Origin of the sequence: Pantoea sp. JKS000250 (assembly GCF_003201065.1) — a bacterium.
Lineage (GTDB): Bacteria > Pseudomonadota > Gammaproteobacteria > Enterobacterales > Enterobacteriaceae > Pantoea > Pantoea vagans.
Genome location: NZ_QICZ01000001.1, coordinates 1,150,758 through 1,173,840 on the forward strand (window position 1 = coordinate 1,150,758; position 23,083 = coordinate 1,173,840).

Here is a 23,083-nt window from a genome sequence, read left to right on the forward strand (position 1 = left end):
TGCATGATGCTGGCCCCAAATTACTGCTTAGGAGAAGATCATGGGTTTGTTTTCTAAACTTTTTGGCGAAAAAACGGATAGCGCTGGGACAATCGACATCGTAGCGCCTCTGTCAGGCGAAATCGTGAACATTGAAGACGTACCAGATGTGGTGTTTGCAGAAAAAATCGTGGGCGACGGTATTGCGATCAAACCCAGCGGCAACAAAATGGTTGCGCCTGTTGATGGCACTATCGGCAAGATTTTTGAAACCAATCACGCTTTTTCGATCGAATCAGACAACGGCATCGAGCTGTTCGTCCACTTCGGTATCGATACGGTTGAACTGAAAGGTGAAGGCTTCAAACGCATCGCTGAAGAAGGCCAGAAGGTCAAAAAAGGCGACGTGGTTATTGAGTTCGATCTGCCGTTGCTGGAAGAGAAAGCAAAATCAACCCTGACACCGGTTGTCATCTCCAACATGGATGAAATCAAGGAATTGATTAAGCTGTCTGGCCAGGTCACCGTCGGCGAAACGCCGGTGATTCGCATCAGAAAGTAAGCATTCGTATATAACATAACGGCACCTGCGGGTGCCGTTATCGTTTCTGCTGGATGAAGTTTTAACCCTGCCAGTGTGGCAGGCGCAGTGTCAGTTCAAGTCCGCCCTCTGGCCGGTTCCGCGCCTCAACTTCACCATGATGCGCCAGTATCACTTTACGCACGATAGCCAGTCCCAGACCATAACCTTTGCCCATCAGCGGCGAATTTACCCGCACAAACGGGTCAAAAATACTGGAGAGTTTCTCCTCATCGACACCCGGCCCCTGATCGCGCACCTGAATGGCCAGCCACTGCTGCTCTGCGCGTAAGTCGACCTCAATCCGCTGCCCAGGCAAAGAGAAGCGCAGCGCATTGCGTAAGACGTTCTCGACACCGCGCCGTATCAACTCCGCATTGCCGCGCACGGTGTAATCGCCCCGCTCGTCAACCTGTAACTCCACCTGCACACCAGGGATCTGTGCTTCATAGCGGACATCGGTGATGACCGCCTCCAGCAATCCGGTCAGGTCAAAATATTGCTCATCCGGGATGCTTTCATGTTCAGCCCGCGACAGCGTTAGCAGTTCACCGATCATTTTGTCCAGGCGACGCGCCTCTTCATCAATGCGATCAAGCGAACTGTTTACGCTTTCTGGCGTCTGTCTGGCGAGTCCGGTCGCCAGCTGCAGTCGCGCCAGCGGTGAACGAAGCTCATGTGAGATATCGTGCAGCAGCTCTTCCCGGGCGCGCACCAGGGTATCAAGCCGCTCAACCATGGCATCAAACGCTTCTGCGACATTTGAAATCTCGTCGTGGCGCTTCCGCATAATCGGGAACAGACGCACGCTTAAATCGCCCTCGGCGACGCGGGAAAATCCCTCGCGCAACTGGCGCATGGGCCGCGTCAGATTCCAGGCCAGCAGCAGACTGAACAGCAACCCCACCGAACCAGCGAAGACAAACATCGGCTCGGGAATATTCAGAAATTTTCGCGGCATCATGTTCTGTTTGCTGTTCATGCGCATACCATCCAGGTCGTAGCGCAGCTGATATTCTTTGCCGTCCACACCCTGTACCCAGCGCACCACCTCTTCAGGAAGACGGCCCCTGAAATCCAGGTTGCCGCTGTCCTGGGATTGTGGCGATTTAGCCTGCTGCGTAACGTGAAAGAACTGACGGTCAGTTTCATCCCAGTCAGACAGCATCGCATTCAGCTCATCAGGCCCGCCCCGCTTCAGCACCGATGCAGCAGAGGTCATCTGCAGATCAATGATGCGACGGATAGCCATTATTTCAGGCGGTTCATGCCGTTTACCGGAAAGCGAAAAACCGAGCCAGATAAGCTGGCTCATGATGACAAAAACGACCCAGAAGCCGATAAAGATCTTCCAGAACATACGACCGCGGTAACTCTGTTTCATCGAATGCGATAACCGATGCTGCGTACGGTTTCGATATTGATGCTATCAGCGGTTAACGCGCTAAGCTTCTGGCGAATGTTGCTGATGTGCACATCAACACTGCGATCGTAGGCTTCACGCGGACGACCCAGCCCCTTTTCAGAGAGTTCATCTTTTGACACGACCCTGTCCGGCGCGCGCAGCAGCAGATCCAGCAGATTAAATTCTGAAGCAGTCAGATCGAAGGTTTTGCCCTGCCATTCACTCATTCGGGTGGCGGGATTAAGCGTCAGGTCTCCCCAGCGCAGCGGCTCTTTAGCATCCGGCTGCGGTACCTGCTCCTCGAAACGGCGCAATACCGCGCGCAGGCGGGCGACCAGTTCACGGGGATAACAGGGTTTAGGCATATAGTCATCCGCCCCCATCTCCAGGCCGATCACGCGATCAATATTATCGCCTTTGGCAGTCAGCATGATCACCGGTATCCGGCTGTTCTGGCGCACCTGACGTAACACATCGATGCCACTCATGTCGGGCAGCATAATATCCAGAATCATGGCAGTGAACTCGCCGGAGAGCGCGCCCTGAATCCCGGCGCTGCCGGTCAGCACCAGCTGGGCATCAAATCCTTCGGCAATAAGGTACTGGCTTAACATCGTGCCTAATTCGACATCATCATCAACAAGCAAAATTTTCATGGTTATCTCTCGACAGAATTGGCGCTATTTTCTCCTGTGCCGGGCATTCGCGCAGCCTGATTTACGCGATCCTTACAGATTCAGTTTATCCGTTATGGGAGTGCTGGCTAAAAAAAAGACCTGTGGGCGTTAAAGGCGCGCACAGGTCTCGTTCCGTATCAGCGGAGATTACTGATGATAGAGTCCGGTCGAGAGATAACGATCGCCACGATCACAGGCGATCGCCACCACGACGCTGCCCGGATTCGCCTGCGCAATACGCAGCGCACCCGCCACCGCGCCGCCCGAACTGACGCCACAGAAAATACCTTCACGGCGAGCCAGCGCCCGCATGGTCTCTTCCGCTTCTTTCTGCGTCATATCCATCACATCATCCACTAAATCGGGGCGGTAGATCCCCGGCAGATAGGCCAGCGGCCAGCGGCGAATGCCCGGAATACTGCTGCCTTCACTCGGCTGTAAACCGATCACCTGCACGCCCGTGTTGTGCTCTTTCAGGAAACGTCCCACGCCGGTGATCGTGCCGGTGGTGCCCATGCTGGAGATAAAATGGGTCATGCGCTGGTTCGACTGCTGCCACAACTCCGGCCCGGTGGTCTGATAGTGACCCAGCGGGTTATCGGGATTATTAAACTGATCCAGCACCCGGCCTTCACCACGCGCCGCCATCGCCAGTGCCAGATCGCGTGCGCCCTCCATGCCCTGCTCCCGCGGCACCAGAATCAGCTCTGCGCCATACGCACGCATCGCATCCTGCCGCTCCTGACTCATGTTGTCCGGCATCAGCAGGCGAAGTCGGTAGCCTTTCATCGCCGCGATCATCGCCAGCGCAATACCGGTGTTGCCGCTGGTGGCTTCAATCAGCTGATCGCCGGGTGAAATTTCACCGCGCAGCTCCGCCTGATTGATCATTGACCAGGCCGCGCGATCTTTTACCGAGCCTGCCGGATTATTGCCTTCCAGCTTGAGCCAGACCTCACTGCCGTTAGCTGGCGTCAGGCGCTGCAGCTTAATCAGCGGGGTATTGCCGATGGTATGTTCAAGAGTCGTCACGGTGCAGTTCCTGGCATCTTACAAACGAGAGGCGAAAAAAAGGCGGGAGTGACACTCCCGCCCGGTGTTGATGAGAAAATATCAGGCGCTTTGCGCAAAGGCAACTGCGCGCAGCGGCGTGTCGCCCTTATAGAGCCGCGCCTGCTGCAAGCCAACAAACAAGCGTTCGCCGCGAATCGGGGCTGTCTGCTCACCTTCAAACACCAGTGAGAACGGCTCGCTCTGCCAGCCAGCAGGCTGAACCACCAGCTGCCAGAAGTGGCCACGCGGGCTGACTTCCAGCACCTGCACCGGCAGCGGCGTTTCTAAACTGCTGCGGCGTGACACGTCGACTTCCCACGGACGCAGGAACAGCTCAACCGCGCCCTGATGAGCTGAGGTATAACCCAGCGGCCAGTGGTGCGCGCCGACATGGAACTGCGATCCCTGAATTTCACCATCAAAGCGATTCACTTCACCCAGGAACTCCAGCACAAAGCGGGTCGCCGGATCGCGCCATACATCATCTGGCGTGCCGACCTGCTCAATGTTGCCCTGACTCATCACCACCACGCGATCCGCGACTTCCATCGCCTCTTCCTGGTCGTGGGTCACAAACACGCTGGTGAATTTAATCTCTTCATGAAGCTGACGCAGCCAGCGGCGCAGCTCTTTACGCACCTGAGCATCCAGCGCACCAAAAGGTTCATCCAGCAGCAAAATCTGCGGCTCAACTGCCAACGCACGCGCCAGCGCCACACGCTGCTTCTGGCCGCCTGACAGCTGTGCCGGGAAGCGGTTAGCCAGATGCGCCAGCTGCACCATCTCCAGCAGACGGGTTACACGCTGTTTGATCTCCGCCGCTGAAGGGCGTTCACGACGCGGCAGCACGGTCAGGCCAAAGGCGATGTTGTCGAATACCGTCATATGGCGGAACAGCGCATAGTGCTGGAAGACAAAGCCGACCTGACGATCGCGCGCATGCAGGCGGCTGACATCGTTGCCGTGAAAACGGATCTGACCGCTGTTCTGATGCTCCAGCCCGGCAATAATGCGCAGCAGCGTGGTTTTACCCGAGCCTGACGGGCCAAGCAGCGCCACCATTTCACCTGAGGCAATATCCAGAGAGATATCGTTCAGCACCGAGGTGCGACCAAAGGACTTGTTGATCTTGTTAATCTCAATGCTCATGATTTCCCTCCTGTTGCAGGCGTTTGTGCTGTTGCTCTAAACGCCACTGCACAATACTTTTCAGAAACAGCGTCACAATTGCCATCAGGGTTAACAGGGCGGCGGCAGTAAACGCGCCAACGGTATTGTAGTCCTGATGCAATAATTCAACCTGAAGCGGTAAGGTGTAGGTCTCACCGCGAATCGATCCCGATACCACCGAGACCGCACCAAATTCACCAATCGCACGGGCGTTGGTCAGGACGATGCCATACAGCAGCGCCCAGCGAATGTTCGGCAGCGTCACACGACGGAACATCTGCCAGCCGGACGCGCCTAACAGCACCGCCGCTTCATCTTCATGACTGCCCTGGCTCAGCATCACCGGCACCAGTTCGCGCACGACAAACGGACAGGTCACAAACACCGTCGCCAGCACCATGCCAGGCCAGGCAAACATAATCTGGATGTTATGTGCATCCAGCCAGCCGCCTGCCGGGCCATTCACGCCCCAGAACAGCAGATACATCAGACCGGCTACGACGGGCGACACGGCAAAAGGAATATCAAACAGGGTCAGCAGCAGCTGACGGCCCGGAAAGGTAAAGCGCGTCACCAGCCAGGCGAGCAGCGTGCCGAACACCAGGTTCACCGGAACGGTAATCAGCGCCACCAGCACAGTCAGCCAGATGGCGTGCAACATGTCCGGATCGGCCAGATTGCTGAGCGCGACAATCAGCCCCTGATTCAGCGCTTCCCAGAAGATGGAGGCCATCGGCACCACCAGCAGCAGAATTGAGATCAGCGCGCCGATACCAATCAGCAGCCATTTGCCCCAGTTCACAGGCTGACGCGCCGCGTGATTGAGCTGTGAAACCTCGGCCATTAGTGACCTCCCAGACGACGGCCAAAGCGGCTCTGCAATGTATTAATCGCGAATAACAGAATCAGCGATGCCGCCAGGATCACCGAGGCGATAGCGCTGGCTGCCGGATAGTCGAACTCCTGCAGCCGGACAAAGATCATCAGCGAGGTGACTTCCGTCTTCCAGGCGATGTTACCGGCAATAAAGATCACCGCACCAAACTCACCCAGACTGCGGGTAAAGGAGAGCGCCGTACCGGCCAGCAGCGCAGGCGCGACTTCCGGCAGCACGACGCGGCGGAAGCTCTGCCACGGCGTGGCACCCAGCGTTTCGGCCGCTTCTTCATACTCCGGCCCTAACTCTTCCAGCACCGGCTGCACGGTACGCACAACAAACGGAATGCTGGTAAAGGCCATGGCAATGGCGATACCAATCCAGGTGTATGAAATTTTAATGTCGAACTGGGCGAACCACTGTCCGTACCAGCCGTTGACCGAAAAGAGTCCGGCCAGGGTCAGACCTGCTACCGCAGTCGGCAGTGCAAACGGCAGATCCATCAGGCCATCCAGCAGTGTCCGGCCAGGAAAACGATAACGGGTCAGGATCCATGCCATCAGCATGCCGAACACCGCATTAAACAGGGACGCGACACCGGCAGAGAGCAGTGTCACCTTATAGGCGGCCACCAGCTGAGGGTTGGTCACGACATCCCAGTACTGTTGCAGCGTCATCTGCGACAGCTGCATGATCACGGCGCTAATCGGCAACAGCAGGATCAGACAGGTAAAGAGCAGGCTGGTACCCAGGCTGAGACCGAAGCCGGGCAACACGCGTTTATGGCTGGCTGCAAACATTATCCGCGCCCCGCCGCTAACAATTTATCGAGCTCACCGCCGCTGACGAAATGCGTTTGCATCACTTTATCCCAGCCGCCAAAGGCATCTTCGACCCGGAACAGGCGGGTCTGCGGGAAGCGATCTTTCTGCTCCGCCATCAGCTGTGGATTGTTCACACGATAATAGTAGTGAGTAATAATATTCTGCGCTTCTGGCGTGTAGAGATAGTTCAGGTAGGCGCTGGCCGCATCAGCGGTTTTATTAGTGGCGACATTCTTATCCACCCATGCCACCGGAAATTCCGCCAGAATGTTGGTTTTCGGCACCACCACTTCGTATTCATCTTTACCGTACTGGTTGCGGATGTTATTCACCTCCGACTCAAAGCTGATCAGTACGTCGCCCAGGCCGCGCTCAGCAAAGGTGGTGGTTGCGCCGCGACCGCCGGTGTCGAACACTTCCACGTTTTTCAGGAATTGCGTCATAAAGGCACGGGTTTTGGCCTGATCGCCGCCGTCCGCTTTATCTGCTGCGCCCCAGGCGGCCAGGTAGGTATAGCGGCCATTACCCGAGGTTTTCGGGTTCGGGAAAATCAGCTTCACATCGCTGCGGGTCAAATCTGACCAGTCATGAATCTGCTTTGGATTCCCTTTGCGCACCAGAAACGCCATGGTGGAGTAGAAAGGCGAGCTGTTGTTCGGCAGACGGCTTTTCCAGTCTGCGGCAATGAGATTGCCTTTATCGTGCAACACCTGCACATCTGTTACCTGGTTGTACGTGACCACATCTGCGCGCAGTCCCTGCAGGATAGCCAGCGCCTGCTTCGATGAACCGGCGTGCGACATCTTAATGGTCAGGGGATCAGTGGGGTGACTGGCATCCCACTGTTTAACAAACGGAGCATTCAGGGCGACAAACAGCTCCCGCGATACATCGTATGAGCTATTAAGAAGTTCAGTGGCATTGGCTGCGCCGGCCAGGCTCAGCGACAACGCGATACCGCTCACGATTTTTTTCGTCGCTTGTAATGTCATTTGGCACCCTGAAAAAGTTTGATGCGGATCTCACCCGCTGAGGCATCAGTTTATTTATAACTCAGTGAAAACCAATAACGGTTTTATATATCGTTTGATGATTTCAAAGTCGAAAAAAGCATAAGACGACGACAGAGTTTATGCAGAAATCAGCAAAAGCCGATGGAGGAGAGGAACCGCGTGCAGCCCATGCGGGCAGGGGTTTTACGAGGGTTCAGCGACCGCCGGAGGGGCGGCACGCTGAAGAAAAAGATTAACGCTGCCAGACAATCTTGCTGATTTTCCAGTTTTTCAGGGTATCGTCAGAGGGCATCAATCCCTCCGGTCCGTGCCAGTCGCCGTGATAGACATAGGTCAGATGCTCGCTGCCAGGCGCACGGCACGCCACGTCACGCGCATCAGTGCCGCTGGCGAGTGTGCAGTTGTCGAAGGCTTTGCTGAACTTATTACTGAAGGCGTCGCCCACTTTACTGCCGTCACTGCTGGCAATCGCGCTGTCCATCACCTCAATACGTTCGATCTGCGACTGTCCGTAAATCACCAGCTTAACCTTGCCGTCATCCAGCGCCTGCCAGAAAGAGACCACCTGACCGTTCTGACTGCGCATGCCCTGACGCAGGGTATAGTCACCGTTCAGTCCGTCCTTAATCGCGTCCTCTTTCATGGCGGTGGAGGCGGTTAATACCCCTACACCCTGTTCAGTCGCGGTCAGCGAGGAACCGAACCAGTTCCACGGCAGCGCCGAAGACCAGTGATACGTCAGCGGATTCCACCAGCTTGCCTGCTGGCTGCTGTCAGCGCCGGAACCCGAACTGGCACAGCCGCTCAGTGCAACGGCGGCGATCAGTAGCGTGGAACGAACAGCTTTCATGAGAACTCCTGTAAATGCGATGCCGGAAAGGCGGAACTGATTGGAGTCGCAAAGCGACAAAAAGTTTAGTTGAGATGATGTTCAGGCAGAAAGCAGTCGCGACAGCGACGATTCGATTGCAGCCAGATCAGCGCCAGCAGGTCGAACAGCGTCAGCAGCAACGGCAGCGGCGAACTTAGCAGATCGCCCTGCACAAACTGCCAGCCCTGCCAGAGCAGATTCACCAGCAGCGACAGCGCTAACACGCTGCGCCAGTGCTGCCAGAGGCGCGGCAGCCGCGTGCGATAGCCTGTCAGCAGCAGGCCCGCCAGCGCCGGTAACCCCAGCGCCAGACCGACCCAGAACGCCTGACGATCCGGATAGAATAGTGCCAGCAGGTCGTTGCCCTGCTGCCGTGACGCTCCGGCCATCACCAGCAGCAGCCAGGTCCGCGCCTGAAGTAACAGGATCGGCCAAAAAAGAAACGGCAGCCGCAGCTGCCCTCTGGCGTCATACTCGTCCGGCGAATAGCCAGGCAACGGATTAGTATTCACGATCTTCGATCAAACGTTTACCAAACAGCAGCGCGTCGACCGGCTCATAATCGAGCTTTTCATAGAACGCCACCACCTGATCGTTCTCTTCGCGGATCATCAGATGCAGTTTCGGACAGCCGCGCGCGATGAGTTTCTTCTCCAGACGGTTCATCAGGGCATTGGCAAAGCCGCGTCCCTGATAGTCAGGATGCACCGCCAGATAATACGCCGCGCCGCGATGACCATCGTAACCGCCCATCAGCGTGCCAACGACCACGCCGCCCACTTCAGCGACCAGAAAGAGATCGGGGTCGTGATTCATTTTGCGTTCGATATCCAGCTCGGGATCGTTCCAAGGCCGTAACAAATCGCAACGTTCCCATAAGGTGATCACTTCTTCAAAATCTTCCTGGCGGAAGGCGCGGATTTCCATCTTATTTACCTGCAGATAAGCACAATTTGCTGATTATCACGCATTCTCTGCCGCACGCAACCCTCGATGACCGGCGGAAAATAAAAAAGCGCAAATTTTCTGTTCGCGACCTGCAATACAAAGTAATGCCCTGAAATGGTTCTGTGATCGCAGGCAACAGAGCCTTAGGCTATAACACCGGCAAGATTCCTGTTACCGGACCCGTACATGCAGCTGCTTAAACGTTTGATTCATCGTCGTCAGTTACTTCTTTCCGGTCTGGCTCTGGCCATTTTATCGCCGCGTGCGATTCAGGCTAAAGAGCAGTCGGGCCTTACCGGGGCAAATCGCCATACGCGCCCTGCCCCGCCAGCGAAAAACGGTAAACGCATCGTGATGATCGATCCGGGGCACGGTGGCATCGACTCTGGTGCGGTGGGTGAAGAGGGTTCTGAAGAGAAGCATATCGTGCTGGAGATTGCCGGTAACGTGCAGCGGCAGCTTCAGAGCCATCCGCGCATTGAAGTGCGCCTGACCCGCGACAGTGACCACTTTATTCCGCTTTATCAGCGGGTAGAAATCGCCCACCAGCACGGTGCCGATCTCTTTATGTCGATTCATGCCGACGGCTTTACCAGCCCCGATGCCAGCGGTGCCTCGGTGTTTGCGCTCTCTAACCGCGGTGCCAGCAGCTCGATGGCACGTTATCTCTCACAGCGTGAGAACGATGCGGACAAACTGGGCGGCGTAAAGGCACAGCAGCAGGATCACTATCTGCAGCAGATTCTGTTCGACCTGGTACAGACCGATACCATCAAAAACAGCCTGACGCTGGGCAAGCACGTGCTGGATCAGATCCGCCCGGTGCACCATCTGCACAGCCAGCATACCGAGCAGGCGGCCTTCGCGGTGCTCAAGTCACCGTCGATTCCCTCGGTGCTGGTCGAAACCTCCTTTATTACCAATCCCCGTGAAGAGCAGCTGCTCGGCACTACCGCGTTTCGCCAGAAAATTGCTTCAGCGATTGCCAGCGGCATCGTCAACTACTTCGATGAGTTTGACCGCCGCAACGCCTGATTCGTCTGGCTGGTTTGCATCGTGCGACGCGCCGCGCTCATGCAAGCGGCGCGGTTTTGCGTATAATCGCGTCAGACTTTGACAAACGATAAGCGAAAAGATGGCTGATATTTCCCGCGTAAAAGCGTTCCTGCTCGCATTGCAGGATGAGATTTGTAACCAGCTGGCGGCTGAAGATGGCGGCGCACAGTTTGCTGAAGATAGCTGGCAGCGCCCTGGCGGCGGCGGCGGTCAGAGCCGCGTCCTGCGCAACGGCACGGTGTTTGAGCAGGCGGGCGTTAACTTTTCGCATGTGCATGGCGATCAGATGCCGGCATCAGCGACCGCGCACCGGCCTGAGCTGGCCGGTCGTAGCTTTGAAGCGATGGGCGTGTCGTTGGTGATCCACCCGAATAACCCCTATGTGCCGACCAGCCACGCCAACGTGCGCTTTTTTATCGCAGAGAAACCGGGGGCCGATCCGGTCTGGTGGTTTGGTGGCGGCTTTGACCTGACGCCGTTTTATGGCTTTGAAGAAGACGCGCTGCACTGGCATCAGACCGCCGCCAGTCTCTGTCAGCCTTTTGGCGAGGATGTCTATCCGCGCTATAAAAAGTGGTGTGATGATTACTTCTATCTGAAGCATCGTGATGAGCAGCGCGGCATTGGCGGCCTCTTTTTTGACGATCTCAATACGCCCGACTTTGAGCAGAGCTTCAGCTTTATGCAGGCAGTAGGTCGCGGCTTTATGGATGCCTACCGGCCGATTGTGTCGCGCCGTAAAGATCATCCGTGGGGCGATCGTGAGCGCCAGTTCCAGCTCTACCGCCGTGGTCGCTATGTGGAGTTTAATCTGGTGTGGGACCGTGGCACGCTGTTTGGTTTGCAGACCGGCGGCCGTACGGAATCGATTCTGATGTCGATGCCACCACTGGTGCGCTGGGAATATGATTATCAGCCCGATGCCGACTCGCCTGAAGCTGCGCTCTATCGCGATTTCCTGCCGGTAAAAAACTGGCTGAACCTCCCCGTCTGATCGCTTCTCCTGCTGCAGCGCGGCCCGTAATCCGCGCTGCGCTTACCTTTTTTCCGACCGACCCGTTCCGTTTCACAGGGCACAGATTGCTACAGTGTTACCTGCGTCATTCGTCCTGACTGCTATGCTTAAGGATGGAATATGGCGCACCCCACGGTAAAAACCGCATGACGGCTCCTTCGCACCGCCTCGCAGCGCAACAATCAGAGAAACCGCATTTTCATCAGAAAGTCTCTGTTGCAATGTTATGGGTTCGCGTTACCGGTAGCAGAACATGCCACAGACCGGCTGCGAGGCCTGAGGTGCACCCTGTTCGCTTTCATTTTTCTTTTCAAGGAGTTTAGAGATGAACCAGCTAGAAGCCCTAAAACAGTTCACCACCGTGGTGGCGGACAGTGGTGATATCGAATCGATTCGTAATTACCACCCGGAAGACGCCACCACCAACCCTTCACTCATTCTGAAAGCGTCCGGTCTGGAAGGATATAAGCACCTGATAGATGACGCGATTGAGTACGCGAAAAAACAGGGCGGCAGCAAAGAGACGCAGATTATCAACGCCAGCGACAAAGTGGCGATCAACCTCGGTATGGAAATCCTGAAAAGCATACCAGGCCGTGTTTCGACCGAAGTGGATGCGCGCCTCTCCTTCGATCGTGGCATGTGTGTCACCAAAGCAGAAAAACTGATTCGGATGTATGAAGAGCACGGCATCGACCGTTCACGCGTGCTGATTAAGCTGGCCTCCACCTGGGAAGGCATCCGTGCAGCGGAAGAGCTGGAGAAGAACGGCATCCACTGTAACCTGACGCTGCTGTTCTCCTTCGCGCAGGCGCGTGCCTGTGCCGAAGCGGGCGTGTTCCTGATCTCCCCGTTCGTGGGCCGTATCTACGACTGGTACAACTCACGCAAGCCACTGGAACCGTACGTGGCGGATGAAGATCCAGGCGTAAAATCTGTGCGTCGTATCTATGACTACTACAAAAAGCACCGTTACAGCACCATCATCATGGGCGCCAGCTTCCGTAAAGTGGAGCAGATTATCGCGCTGGCCGGCTGCGATCGCCTGACGCTGTCGCCGAACCTGCTGGAAGAGCTGCAGAACAGCGATGCGCCGCTGGAGCGCAAACTGGAACCCTCTACCGAGGGCTTCCATCAGCCGTCGCCGCTCTCCGAGGCGGAGTTCCGCTGGGAACATAACCAGGATCCAATGGCAGTCGAAAAACTCTCTGACGGCATCCGCCAGTTCGCGGTTGACCAGCAGAAGCTGGAAGATGTGCTCGCCGCACGCCTGTAGTCTTTATTTTAATCGGGCGGGACTTTCCCGCCCTGATGCATAACAAGGGAGAACTTTATGTCCTCACGCAGAGAGTTGGCAAACGCGATTCGTGCACTGAGCATGGATGCAGTCCAGAAGGCAAACTCAGGCCACCCCGGTGCGCCGATGGGTATGGCCGATATCGCCGAAGTGTTGTGGCGCGACTTCCTCCAGCACAATCCGACCAATCCCGCCTGGCTTGATCGCGACCGCTTCATCCTCTCCAACGGCCACGGCTCGATGCTGCTTTACAGCCTGCTGCACCTGAGCGGTTATGACCTGCCGATTGAAGAGCTGAAAAATTTCCGTCAGCTGCACTCTAAAACGCCGGGTCACCCGGAAATCGGCTATACCCCAGGCGTTGAAACCACCACCGGCCCACTGGGTCAGGGCCTGGCTAATGCCGTGGGCCTGGCGATTGCTGAGCGCACGCTGGCTGCACAGTTTAACCGTCCGGACCATGAAATCGTCGACCACCATACCTATGTGTTCATGGGCGACGGCTGTCTGATGGAAGGGATCTCACACGAAGTCTGTTCTCTGGCGGGTACGCTGGGTCTGGGCAAACTGATCGGCTTCTATGACCATAACGGCATCTCCATCGATGGCGAAACCGAGGGCTGGTTTACCGACGATACGCATAAACGCTTTGAGTCCTATAACTGGCATGTCATCGGCGACATCGACGGCCATGACGCTGATGCTATCCGCGAGGCGATCAAAGAAGCGCAGAGCGTCACCGATAAGCCTTCACTGATTATCTGCCGTACCATTATCGGTTTCGGTTCGCCGAACAAAGCCGGTAAAGAAGAATCGCACGGCGCAGCGCTGGGCGAGGCCGAAGTAGCGCTGACCCGTAAACAGCTTGGCTGGAACTATCCGGCATTTGAGATCCCGGCTGAAATCTACCAGCAGTGGGATGCCAAAGCAGCGGGCGCGGAACGCGAAAAAGCCTGGGATGCGAAGTTTGCGGCTTATAAAGAGGCCCATCCCGAGCTGGCGAAGGAGTATGAGCGCCGTATGAATGGCGAAATGCCCGCCACATGGGAAACGGAAGCGACCCGCTTCATCCAGGATCTGCAGGCTAATCCGCAGAAAATTGCCAGCCGTAAAGCGTCTCAGAACTCGCTGGAAGCCTATGGCAAAATGCTGCCGGAATTCCTTGGCGGTTCCGCTGACCTGGCTCCGAGTAACCTCACCATCTGGTCGGGTTCCAAATCGATCAAAGAGGATCCGGCGGGTAACTACATCCACTACGGTGTGCGCGAATTTGGTATGACGGCAATTGGTAACGGCATCGCGCATCACGGCGGTTTCGTGCCTTATACCGCAACCTTCCTGATGTTTGTCGAATATGCGCGTAACGCCGCGCGTATGGCAGCGCTGATGAAGGCACGCCAGATTCTTGTTTACACCCATGACTCGATCGGTCTGGGCGAAGATGGCCCGACGCACCAGCCAGTTGAGCAGATCGCCAGCCTGCGTCTGACGCCAAACATGAGCGTATGGCGTCCATGCGATCAGGTTGAAACTGCGGTGGCGTGGAAAGCCGCTGTCGAACGCCATCATGGGCCGACTGCCCTGATCCTGTCACGCCAGAACCTGCTGCAGCCGGAACGCACCCCGGAGCAGATCGAAAACATCAAACGCGGTGGCTACGTGCTGAAGGATTGCGACGGCACGCCAGAAGTCATTCTGATTGCGACCGGTTCAGAGATTGAGATCACCCTGGGTGCAGCTGAGAAGCTCACGTCAGGCGGTCACAAGGTGCGGGTGGTTTCACTGCCTTCTACTGATCTGTTTGATGCGCAGGATGCCGCTTACCGTGAATCGGTACTGCCGAGCGGCGTGAAAGCGCGTGTGGCGGTAGAAGCGGGTATTGCTGACTACTGGTTTAAGTATGTCGGTCTGGACGGCGCGATTGTGGGCATGACCACCTTTGGTGAATCCGCACCAGCCAGTCAGCTGTTCCCGGAGTTTGGCTTCACGGTTGAGAACATCGTCAGCCACGCCGAAGCGTTACTCAAGCCGGTTTAATGCTTTTGCCCTTCCCGGCCTCATCGGGAAGGGCCATTTTATTTTGCAGCCTCCCAGATAAAAAAATATCCATTCCCCTCTTCCCGCTCCGCGCAAACTGATTACTATAGAGCCGTCATACTTAATGCTGCCTGTGTACGGGCTGACCGTCTTTTCCTGCTGTCATTCTGCCGGGATAACGCGGCTGCGACCTGATGCATCCTGATGAGTGAAGGCAGATTTCCTCCGATTTTTATAGCGAAGCCACTTCCGTTGAACATGCGTACACCCTATTTACTGGCCCTGATGGTTTCACTGCTTCCATTAAAAAGCATGGCGCAGGTTGCGCCCGATCCACTGCTGGCCTCACAGATTGTTGATCGCTATGCGGAACATATTTTTTACGGCAGCGGCGCAACCGGTATGGCGCTGGTGGCGATTGATGGCAATCAGCGGGTGTTCGCCAGCTTCGGTGAAACCCGTCCCGGCAACAATGTCCGTCCGCAGAAAGATTCGCTGATTCGTATCGCCTCGCTGAGTAAGCTGATGACCAGTGAAGTGATGGTGAAAATGGCTGAGCGCGGACAGATTCGCCTTGACGATCCCCTGAGTAAATATGCGCCTCCGGGTGCACGGGTGCCCACTTACAATGGCCAGCCGATTCGCCTGATTAATCTCTCGACCCACACCAGCGGACTGCCGCGCGAGCAGCCCGGCGGCAAAGCACAGCGTCCGGTGTTTGTCTGGCCAACGAAGAGCGAACGCTGGGCATGGCTGGCGCGCGCGAACCTCAAAGCGGCACCGGGCAGCAGTGCCGCCTACTCTAACCTGGGCTACGATCTGCTGGGCGATGCGCTGTCACGTGCCAGCGGAACTCCCTATCCGGCGCTGTTTCAGCAGCTGATTACCCGCCCGCTCGGCATGAAGGACACCACGTTTACGCCGTCGCCTGAGCAGTGCGGACGCCTGATGGTGGCCGAAAAAGGGGCCAGCCCATGTAATAACACGCTGGCCGCGATTGGTAGCGGCGGGGTTTACTCAACGCCGGATGATATGGGTCGCTGGATGCAGCAGTTCCTGAACTCGTCGGTTAACCATCGCACGTCGCAGATCGATCGCCTGCAGACGCTGATCTATCGCCGCGACCAATTGAACAAAGTAGAAGGCATGGATGTGCCGGGTAAAGCGGATGCGCTGGGCATGGGCTGGGTCTACATGGGACCGAAAAGTGGTCGGCCTGGGATCATTCAGAAAACCGGCGGCGGCGGCGGATTCATCACCTATATGGCGATGGTACCGCAGCATAACGTGGGGGTTTTTGTGGTGGTGACGCGCTCGCCGCTGACCCGCTTTACGCCGATGAGCGACGGTGTGAATAATATGCTGGCCGAACTGGTCGGCAACCAGCTTGGCTCACCGATGATGGTGCAGGTCATTCGTTAACGCTGCTGTACACCACCGTCAGACTGGCTGACCCACAGGGTTGGCCAGTCATCACTGCTGTGCCAGGCGTCACAGGTCGACTCTTCCGCATATTCCGCTAACACAAAACGTGTACCATCAAACTGCCAGCGTGTCGCCCTGCCGCAGTCGCCTAATCCACGGCCCTTACCAAACGTGTAGAGCTGGCCGCTGGCCGCGTCGTATTCGGCGTTAATCAGCTCAAGTTGTCGATCGCTGGCTCCGGGCGGGGTAAAAGGCAGAGTCAGGGTGATGCCACGCGCCACATAGGGCGGGCTGCGCGTCACTTCAAACGCCAGATCGATCACGTTATACGCCCCCATTTCACAACTCACCAGCAGCAGCGCGCGCTGGTCGGTAAGCGGCGCCACGCTGACTTCGCGGCGCAGCGGATCGAGTGAGCAGGAGTCGGTGTTAACCCGCCAGGTGCCGTAATCAATCAATCCGCTGGTCTCATCGCGCGTCAGGGCAGCGGGTGACCTGACCGCAGGCGGCAGCGGTGGCAGTGCAGGCGGTGGCGGAACATCCCAGCTGGCTCTGTCGCCACGTTTGATCCACGCGCTCATGCTGTTGACCCGTCCCTGCGTGTCATCCATCAGCAACAGCGCGGCCTTCATGCCGCGCAGGGAGATCAGCGCATTGGGGTCATAGGTGAGCTGCAGGTTTTTGGCCTCCATCACCAGATCAAAAAATTCATCAATGGCGATAGCATTGCTGGTAGCGAGATGATGCGGCTCTACCGTCCAGTGCTTGAGGTCGGGTTTAAGCCGGCGCTGATCGAGCAGCAGGTTATCCTGTAGCGGGCCACCCGGCAGCGCACCACTGTAGGCGCTGCCGTAGTCGATGCGCAGCAAAGGGCGATCGTTGACACCCGCATGGCGCGAAATCGTCATCACCAGCCCTTTGTCTCCCGGAATATTGCGCGCCACACAAAAGGCTTCATTGTTGCAGGTGATTTGCCAGTCGTTGAATGACTTTTGCAACGGTTCCGCCTGAACAGAGGCAACCCACAGAGACGGCAACAGCCAAAGCGATTTCATCCAATACGACATTAAGAAGATCGATCCCCGAATACCCAGAGTGGAGAGAATAGCGCATCAACGGGCCTGACAGGGTTCGCATTCTGTGAACCTGTGCAAAAAGCGCAGTTAACTGCTTAAAAAGCGTGCATAAAGTGGATTAACGCTCACCACTCTCCCTCAACGCTGTCACGCGGCAACAGGCTTAGTAGCACGGTTTTATGGCGTCAGCCAGCCCGCAATCTGTGCATGCTGAAGCAGCATAATGGTTTTGCCGTCTCGAATGCGACCCTCAGCGACCATTGCCAGCGCATCCGGAAAGCGTAATTCCAGCACGTCGATTGACTCATCTTCGACGCCACCGCCGGCATTGTCGCGCAACGACTCATTATATTCTGCCGCGAAAAAGTGGATAAGCTCCGTCACGCCACCCGGCGACATATAGCAGGCATAAAGTTTTTCCACCTCGCCCACCGCATAACCGGTCTCTTCAATCGCCTCTTTGCGGATGCAATCTTCCGGGGAGTCGTCGTCCAGCAAGCCGGCACAGGCTTCGATTAACATGCCGTCGTCGTTACCGTTAACGTACGTGGCGATACGAAACTGGCGCGTCAGGACCACGCTGTTCTTTTCACGGTTGTAGAGCAGGATGGTTGCCCCATTTCCGCGATCGTAGACTTCGCGTTTATGGCGAATAACCTCGCCACGGCGATCGGTGATGTCATAGGTGTAGTTACGCAGCACAAACCAGTTTTCAGACAGGAGCTTATCTTTGATGATGTTGATCTTAAACGACATGATGACTCCGCTACCGCATAAAGGGAGCCTTTCATCATAGGGGCAAGCTTGCGGGAAAACTATCCTAATTCGCGGCGTGGCGGGGGCGGTTCACGGCAAAAAAAAGCCAGCCCGGAGGCTGGCCTGATTGCTGCAGAATTTATCAGCGTGAAGTGTCGTCAGCCAGTCGGGCCGGCTGAGGCTCTTCTTCGTGATGATCCTGTTCGGTCTGAGCGACGGCGTGAACGCGCTTACGCACGCCAAACCATCCCAGCACCAGCAATACCGCAATCAGCGGAATGGAGGCGATGGTGTACGTCCCGTTCGGGTAGTCAAACGCCATCAGCACCAGCACGCTGAACAGGAACAGCAGCGTCAGCCACGAGGTAAACGGTGCGCCTGGCAGCTTGAAGCTGACATCATCCGCCTTGCCCTCTTTGATCGCCTTGCGCAGACGCAGCTGGCAAACCACGATAAAGGCCCAGGAGGAGATAATGCCCAGGGAAGCCACGTTCAGGACGATCTCAAACACCTGAGAAGGCACATAGTAGTTAAGCACCACACCAATCACATAGACGGCGACGGTCACCAGAATACCGGCATAAGGAACCTGCTGACTGTTCATTTTCGACATGAATTTCGGTGCAGAGCCACCCATCGACATGGAGCGCAGGATACGCCCGGTCGAGTAAAGGCCGGAGTTCAGGCTGGAGAGCGCCGCACTCAATACGACGATATTCATGATGCTGCCAACGTAAGGCACGCCCAGCTTCGAGAAGAAGGTCACGAACGGACTCTGACCCGCCTGATAAGCGTTCCATGGCAGCAGCAGCACCAGCAGCAGCACAGAGCCGACATAGAACAGGCCGATACGCCAGATCACGCTGTTGATCGCTTTCGGCAGCATGGTTTTCGGGTCTTTACATTCGCCGGCCGCCGTACCCACCAGTTCGATAGAGGCAAAGGCGAACACCACGCCCTGAATCAGCACCAGCGCAGGCAGTAAACCGTGCGGGAACAGGCCACCGTTATCGGTGATCAGATGGAAACCGGTGCTGTTGCCATCCAGCGGTTTGCCGGTGCCAAGGAACACCACGCCCACCACCAGGAAGATGACAATCGCCAGCACTTTTACCAGCGCGAACCAGAACTCCATCTCGGCAAACCACTTAACGCCGATCATGTTCATGGTGCCGACAATCGCCAGCGCGCCCAGGGCGAACACCCACTGCGGCACATCACCAAACGCGCCCCAGTAGTGCATGTAGAGCGCGACGGCGGTGATATCGACGATGCCGGTCATCGCCCAGTTGACGAAGTACATCCAGCCCGCCACAAAGGAGGCTTTCTCGCCCAGGAATTCACGGGCGTAGGAGACGAAGCTGCCGCTGCTGGGGCGGTGTAATACCAGTTCGCCCAGCGCACGCAGAATAAAGAAGGAGAAGATGCCACACACCAGATAGATGATGGCTAACGCGGGGCCAGCAGCCTGCAAACGGCCACCTGCGCCCAGGAACAAACCGGTACCGATGGCACCGCCGATCGCAATCATCTGTACGTGACGGTTACCCATCGCCTTCTGGTAACCAGCATCGTGAGAATTCAGCCAGCGGCGCTTGGCAGCGCGCATCTCACTTGGGGTTTTCTTTTTAGATTTCATAGCATTCCTGTTTGTCCTGACCATCAGTCGTCGTCTCCCCAATGCGGACGTAACGTCCTGCAAAATGGGGGATTTTCCTCTGTGCCTTTGCCCGTGAGTGAGTGCCGGGCAACGCGGGAATTTACGGCGATGAATCCTACCCGTTCTGCAAGAACGAAGCAAAATATACCGGGCAGATGCACAGGCTGATTTGTAAGAATCCATCCTGATGCACAAAAACAAAAAAACCGGCCATTTTCAGGCCGGTAAAAGCTACAGGGATGGAAACAGGAGGGTTGGGTTAGCGATAAATCTCTGCGGTGCCGCTCCACAGGCTGGAGTCACCTGGGTTATCGATACCAATAACGCGGTAATGGCTGGCGCCCATCTCTTCCGCTTTTTGCGACAGCTGGCGATTAGCATCGTCCAGTGAGCCGCGAACGCCGGAGACGGACACGCTGCCGATGCTCTGCATATTCTGCGCCTGTGACGGGTCGACCGGCGCAGCGGCGAAAGTGGCAAAGGAAGCGGTAGCCAGTAATGCGCCCGCCAGTACAGCATTCAGTTTTTTCATTGGATGCTCCTTAATCTGCGATCGGGGTTGAGCTGATGACTGGATGAATTATTAGCCTTGCAATGAAAAGCAACATCGGGACGATGTAAACCTGTTCCTTTTTTAACCACAAAACGGTAGCCCATCCTGGGAACTGTCAGTTGTGGTCATTTTATGTGCGATGTGTAACCGCCTGTGCGATAAACAGGGGATGGATCATTTGCGTTACGTTATTGCGCTCTTATAATTCCCGCACTTTCAACAGGGCCATCCATGTGATTGTTAAACGTTCCGTTACTCAAAGCATCGCTAAGGCGCTCAGCGCGATTGTTCTGCTGTCGCTACTCACCACCGGTCTGGCCTTAGTCACGCTGCTCAGCAGTCAGCGCGATGCGGAGGCGATCAATCTGGCGGGATCCCTGCGCATGCAGAGCTATCGCATGGCGTGGGATGCCAGCCGTCAGCCACAAAATCTGGTGCATCACCTGACGCTCTATCAGCAAACGCTGGATGCCCCGGTGCTGCAAAAGCTGGATCGGCCCTGGGTACCACGCGAAGTCAGCGCTCGCTATCAGCGACTGCGTGCTGCCTGGCCTTCCCTGCAACAGCAGTTGCAGCAGGGTGATACCGTGGCATACCAGCAGCAGGTGCCGATCTATGTCGGTGAAATCGATCGCTTTGTGCTGGGTCTGCAGCGCTATACCGAGCTGAAAATGCGTCTGGTGGCGGCCAGCAGCCTGGCAGGTGTCATCGCGATTGTCGTGCTGGCACTGATGACGATTCGCTTTACCCGGCTACACGTGGTGCGGCCCCTCAATGCGCTGGTCACGGCCAGTCGCTACGTTGAAAGCGGTAACTTTGCTTTTCCACCGCTGCACGTTGAGCAGCAGAATGAACTGCGGGTACTGTCGCACGCCTTCAGCGGCATGGCGGCACGTCTGCATTCGCACTACCAGCTGCTGGAGAGCACGGTACGCGCGAAAACGGAAGACTTAACCCAGGCGAATCGCACGCTGTCATTGCTTTACGACAGCTCGCAGATGCTGACGGCGAGCCCGTTGCACCCGGCACTGTTTGAGTCAGTGTTAACCACTGTACTGACGCGCGAAAAACTGACAGCGATCCGGCTGGACAGCGACCAGTTTCAGTTCTGCGCCGGGGATGCTCAGGCTGACGGTGAGTGGCAACGCCTGCCGTTACAGCAGGACGATCAGCAGATTGGCGAACTGCGCTGGCAGTCGCCTGGCGTCACCCATCCCAATGAGCTGATGCGCAGCCTGGCGGCGATGCTGGGACGGGCAATCTGGATCTGGCAGGCACAGCAGCAGTATCAGCAGATGCTGCTGATTGAAGAGCGCGCCACCATTGCCCGGGAATTACATGACTCGCTGGCCCAGTCGCTCTCGTTTTTACGCATTCAGCTAACCCTGCTGCGCCGCACTGTGGATAAGGATGACAGCGCCGCCCACGCGATTATCGCTGACTTCGATCAGGCGCTGGCCGATGCCTACCGTCAGCTGCGTGAACTGCTGACCACCTTCCGCCTGACCATTGAGCAGGCGGATCTGGTGGCGGCAATGCAGGCGATGATCGCCTCGTTGCAGGAGAAAAGCGGCGCAGAGATACACTTTAACTACCAGACCGGCCTGCAGAGTCTGGAGGCACAACAGCAGGTGCATGTGTTACAGATCGCCCGTGAGGCGCTGCTGAATGCCATTCGTCACGCCAGCGCGCAGGTGATTCGGGTGGATTATCAGCATAGCGAACAAGGTGAGCACTTACTGACAATTACGGATGACGGGGTGGGAATGAACAGCACTGACGAACCCGCGGGCCATTACGGCCTGACGATTATGACAGAGCGTGCCCAGCGCCTGAGTGGCAATCTGACTATCCATACTCAGCAACGCGGCACCCGGGTCGAACTGCGCTTTCCACCGCAGCCGGCGCGCTCACTGACATAAAGCGCCCGGCATGATGTTAACTTATTCAGATAATCAATCGGTCTCAGCATGCAGCCCAGCGGATACGGCGCCATCTGGTACCAGCCCTGCTCTTCTGCCGCCATCTGAAGCCGATGAAATGGAGAACCTATGCAACAGCCCGCATTAACATTGATGATTGTGGATGACCATCCGCTGATGCGCCGCGGTATCCGTCAACTGCTGGCGCTGGATCCCCGGCTTGAGGTCATCGCAGAAGCCAACAACGGCACGGAAGCGCTGGCCGAGGCCCGCCGTCAGGAACCCGATATCATTCTGCTCGACCTGAATATGAAAGGTATGTCCGGGCTGGATACGCTGAAGGCGTTGCGCCATGAAGGGATCAGTTCACGCATTCTGGTCCTGACCGTCTCCGACGCCCGCAGTGATATTTTCGCCATGGTGGATGCGGGTGCCGATGGCTATCTGCTTAAAGACAGCGAGCCGGAGATCCTGCTGGGGCATATTCTGCAGGCCTCGCAGGGTGAAAAGGTCTTCAGTGAAGGCGTGGCCCGTTATCTGGCTAATCGCCAGCACAGTGCCGATCCCCTGCGTCAGCTCACCGGGCGTGAGTGCGACGTGCTGCAGGAGGTGGCGCGCGGCCTGTCGAATAAAGAGATCGCGGCGAATCTGCATATCTCCGAAGAGACCGTAAAAGTGCATATCCGCAACCTGCTGCGTAAGCTGGATGTCCGCTCACGCGTCGCCGCCACGGTGATGTGGCTTGAAAGCCGCAAATAGCCAACGAATTTACATTTTCTCCTCAATTTCTCCACGATTTCCCCCGCTGCCGCACGTAGAGTAAATGGCGGCGGAAAATCGTGGCATAGACCATCCGGTTTGCCCGCCAGTGCGCCCGTTGCCGCTGGGC

22 protein-coding genes are annotated in these 23,083 nt (G+C 56.6%); 8 read left to right on the plus strand and 14 right to left on the minus strand.

Annotated features, from left to right (window positions below):
* Positions 1-40 precede the first annotated feature (40 nt).
* Positions 41-541: a PTS glucose transporter subunit IIA gene (crr, locus tag BY447_RS05515; RefSeq protein ID WP_008926530.1), complete on the plus strand. Its 501-nt coding sequence runs from the start codon at positions 41-43 to the stop codon at positions 539-541.
* A gap of 61 nt (positions 542-602) precedes the next feature.
* Here crr and BY447_RS05520 read toward each other — a convergent pair whose 3' ends face one another.
* The 10 genes from BY447_RS05520 to BY447_RS05565 all read right to left on the minus strand — a co-directional run bounded on the left by BY447_RS05520 (position 603) and on the right by BY447_RS05565 (position 9,376).
* The gene (locus BY447_RS05520) at positions 603-1,943 is read right to left on the minus strand and encodes an ATP-binding protein (protein WP_110330709.1); all 1,341 of its coding nucleotides are present in this window, start codon (positions 1,941-1,943) and stop codon (positions 603-605) included.
* Entirely contained in the window at positions 1,940-2,620 is a 681-nt protein-coding gene (locus tag BY447_RS05525; protein ID WP_013358661.1) for a response regulator transcription factor, read from the minus strand. Before BY447_RS05525 ends, BY447_RS05520 begins: the two co-directional genes overlap by 4 nt.
* A gap of 168 nt (positions 2,621-2,788) precedes the next feature.
* Positions 2,789-3,673, minus strand: a complete 885-nt coding sequence (gene cysM / locus BY447_RS05530; protein WP_033783827.1) for a cysteine synthase CysM — start codon at positions 3,671-3,673, stop codon at positions 2,789-2,791.
* An 81-nt stretch (positions 3,674-3,754) separates the two neighbouring features.
* Positions 3,755-4,843 (minus strand): sulfate/thiosulfate ABC transporter ATP-binding protein CysA, encoded by a 1,089-nt coding sequence (gene cysA / locus BY447_RS05535; protein ID WP_013358663.1) that lies wholly within the window; start codon positions 4,841-4,843, stop codon positions 3,755-3,757.
* Positions 4,833-5,708 (minus strand): sulfate/thiosulfate ABC transporter permease CysW, encoded by an 876-nt coding sequence (gene cysW / locus BY447_RS05540; protein WP_013358664.1) that lies wholly within the window; start codon positions 5,706-5,708, stop codon positions 4,833-4,835. The genes cysA and cysW overlap by 11 nt, the downstream gene beginning before the upstream one ends.
* Complete coding sequence (cysT, locus tag BY447_RS05545) at positions 5,708-6,541, minus strand: sulfate/thiosulfate ABC transporter permease CysT (protein WP_013358665.1); 834 nt, start codon at positions 6,539-6,541, stop codon at positions 5,708-5,710. Before cysT ends, cysW begins: the two co-directional genes overlap by 1 nt.
* The gene (locus BY447_RS05550; RefSeq protein WP_110330710.1) at positions 6,541-7,557 is read right to left on the minus strand and encodes a sulfate ABC transporter substrate-binding protein; all 1,017 of its coding nucleotides are present in this window, start codon (positions 7,555-7,557) and stop codon (positions 6,541-6,543) included. Before BY447_RS05550 ends, cysT begins: the two co-directional genes overlap by 1 nt.
* A 253-nt stretch (positions 7,558-7,810) precedes the next feature.
* Positions 7,811-8,428, minus strand: a complete 618-nt coding sequence (locus BY447_RS05555) for an RpoE-regulated lipoprotein (protein ID WP_110330711.1) — start codon at positions 8,426-8,428, stop codon at positions 7,811-7,813.
* A gap of 65 nt (positions 8,429-8,493) precedes the next feature.
* On the minus strand, positions 8,494-8,961 hold the full coding sequence (locus tag BY447_RS05560; protein WP_013358668.1) for a DUF2919 family protein: 468 nt from the start codon (positions 8,959-8,961) through the stop codon (positions 8,494-8,496).
* Positions 8,951-9,376 carry a GNAT family acetyltransferase gene (locus BY447_RS05565; protein WP_003848834.1) on the minus strand — a complete coding sequence of 142 codons (426 nt, stop codon included), beginning with the start codon at positions 9,374-9,376 and terminating at the stop codon, positions 8,951-8,953. Before BY447_RS05565 ends, BY447_RS05560 begins: the two co-directional genes overlap by 11 nt.
* A gap of 207 nt (positions 9,377-9,583) precedes the next feature.
* Between BY447_RS05565 and amiA the strand changes: the two genes are divergently transcribed.
* The 5 genes from amiA (at position 9,584) to ampH (ending at position 16,224) form a co-directional block, all read left to right on the plus strand.
* Positions 9,584-10,432, plus strand: a complete 849-nt coding sequence (gene amiA, locus BY447_RS05570; RefSeq protein WP_013358669.1) for an N-acetylmuramoyl-L-alanine amidase AmiA — start codon at positions 9,584-9,586, stop codon at positions 10,430-10,432.
* Between the two features lie 100 nt (positions 10,433-10,532).
* Complete coding sequence (gene hemF, locus BY447_RS05575; protein WP_013358670.1) at positions 10,533-11,447, plus strand: oxygen-dependent coproporphyrinogen oxidase; 915 nt, start codon at positions 10,533-10,535, stop codon at positions 11,445-11,447.
* 346 nt (positions 11,448-11,793) lie between these two features.
* The gene (gene tal / locus BY447_RS05580; RefSeq protein WP_033783835.1) at positions 11,794-12,744 is read left to right on the plus strand and encodes a transaldolase; all 951 of its coding nucleotides are present in this window, start codon (positions 11,794-11,796) and stop codon (positions 12,742-12,744) included.
* A gap of 57 nt (positions 12,745-12,801) precedes the next feature.
* Positions 12,802-14,802: a transketolase gene (gene tkt, locus BY447_RS05585; protein WP_033733471.1), complete on the plus strand. Its 2,001-nt coding sequence runs from the start codon at positions 12,802-12,804 to the stop codon at positions 14,800-14,802.
* Between the two features lie 258 nt (positions 14,803-15,060).
* A complete protein-coding gene (gene ampH / locus BY447_RS05590; protein WP_199226922.1) occupies positions 15,061-16,224 on the plus strand; it encodes a D-alanyl-D-alanine-carboxypeptidase/endopeptidase AmpH in 1,164 nt (387 codons plus the stop codon).
* Here the strand turns inward: ampH and BY447_RS05595 are convergent.
* The 4 genes from BY447_RS05595 to BY447_RS05610 all read right to left on the minus strand — a co-directional run bounded on the left by BY447_RS05595 (position 16,221) and on the right by BY447_RS05610 (position 20,251).
* Positions 16,221-17,294, minus strand: a complete 1,074-nt coding sequence (locus tag BY447_RS05595) for a DUF1176 domain-containing protein (protein ID WP_033783839.1) — start codon at positions 17,292-17,294, stop codon at positions 16,221-16,223. The two genes, ampH and BY447_RS05595, sit on opposite strands and share 4 nt — an antisense overlap.
* Positions 17,295-17,480: 186 nt before the next feature.
* Complete coding sequence (gene nudK / locus BY447_RS05600) at positions 17,481-18,059, minus strand: GDP-mannose pyrophosphatase NudK (RefSeq protein WP_033733476.1); 579 nt, start codon at positions 18,057-18,059, stop codon at positions 17,481-17,483.
* Positions 18,060-18,201: 142 nt separating this feature from the next.
* Positions 18,202-19,698, minus strand: coding sequence for an L-asparagine permease (ansP, locus tag BY447_RS05605; protein WP_110330713.1), 1,497 nt, complete (start codon positions 19,696-19,698; stop codon positions 18,202-18,204).
* A gap of 280 nt (positions 19,699-19,978) precedes the next feature.
* Positions 19,979-20,251: a DUF1471 domain-containing protein gene (locus BY447_RS05610; RefSeq protein WP_033783843.1), complete on the minus strand. Its 273-nt coding sequence runs from the start codon at positions 20,249-20,251 to the stop codon at positions 19,979-19,981.
* Between the two features lie 254 nt (positions 20,252-20,505).
* Here BY447_RS05610 and narQ point away from each other — a divergent pair, with 254 nt between their 5' ends.
* Positions 20,506-22,194, plus strand: a complete 1,689-nt coding sequence (gene narQ / locus BY447_RS05615; RefSeq protein WP_110330714.1) for a nitrate/nitrite two-component system sensor histidine kinase NarQ — start codon at positions 20,506-20,508, stop codon at positions 22,192-22,194.
* Positions 22,195-22,323: 129 nt separating this feature from the next.
* A complete protein-coding gene (locus tag BY447_RS05620) occupies positions 22,324-22,953 on the plus strand; it encodes a response regulator (RefSeq protein WP_013358679.1) in 630 nt (209 codons plus the stop codon).
* Positions 22,954-23,083: the final 130 nt, after the last annotated feature.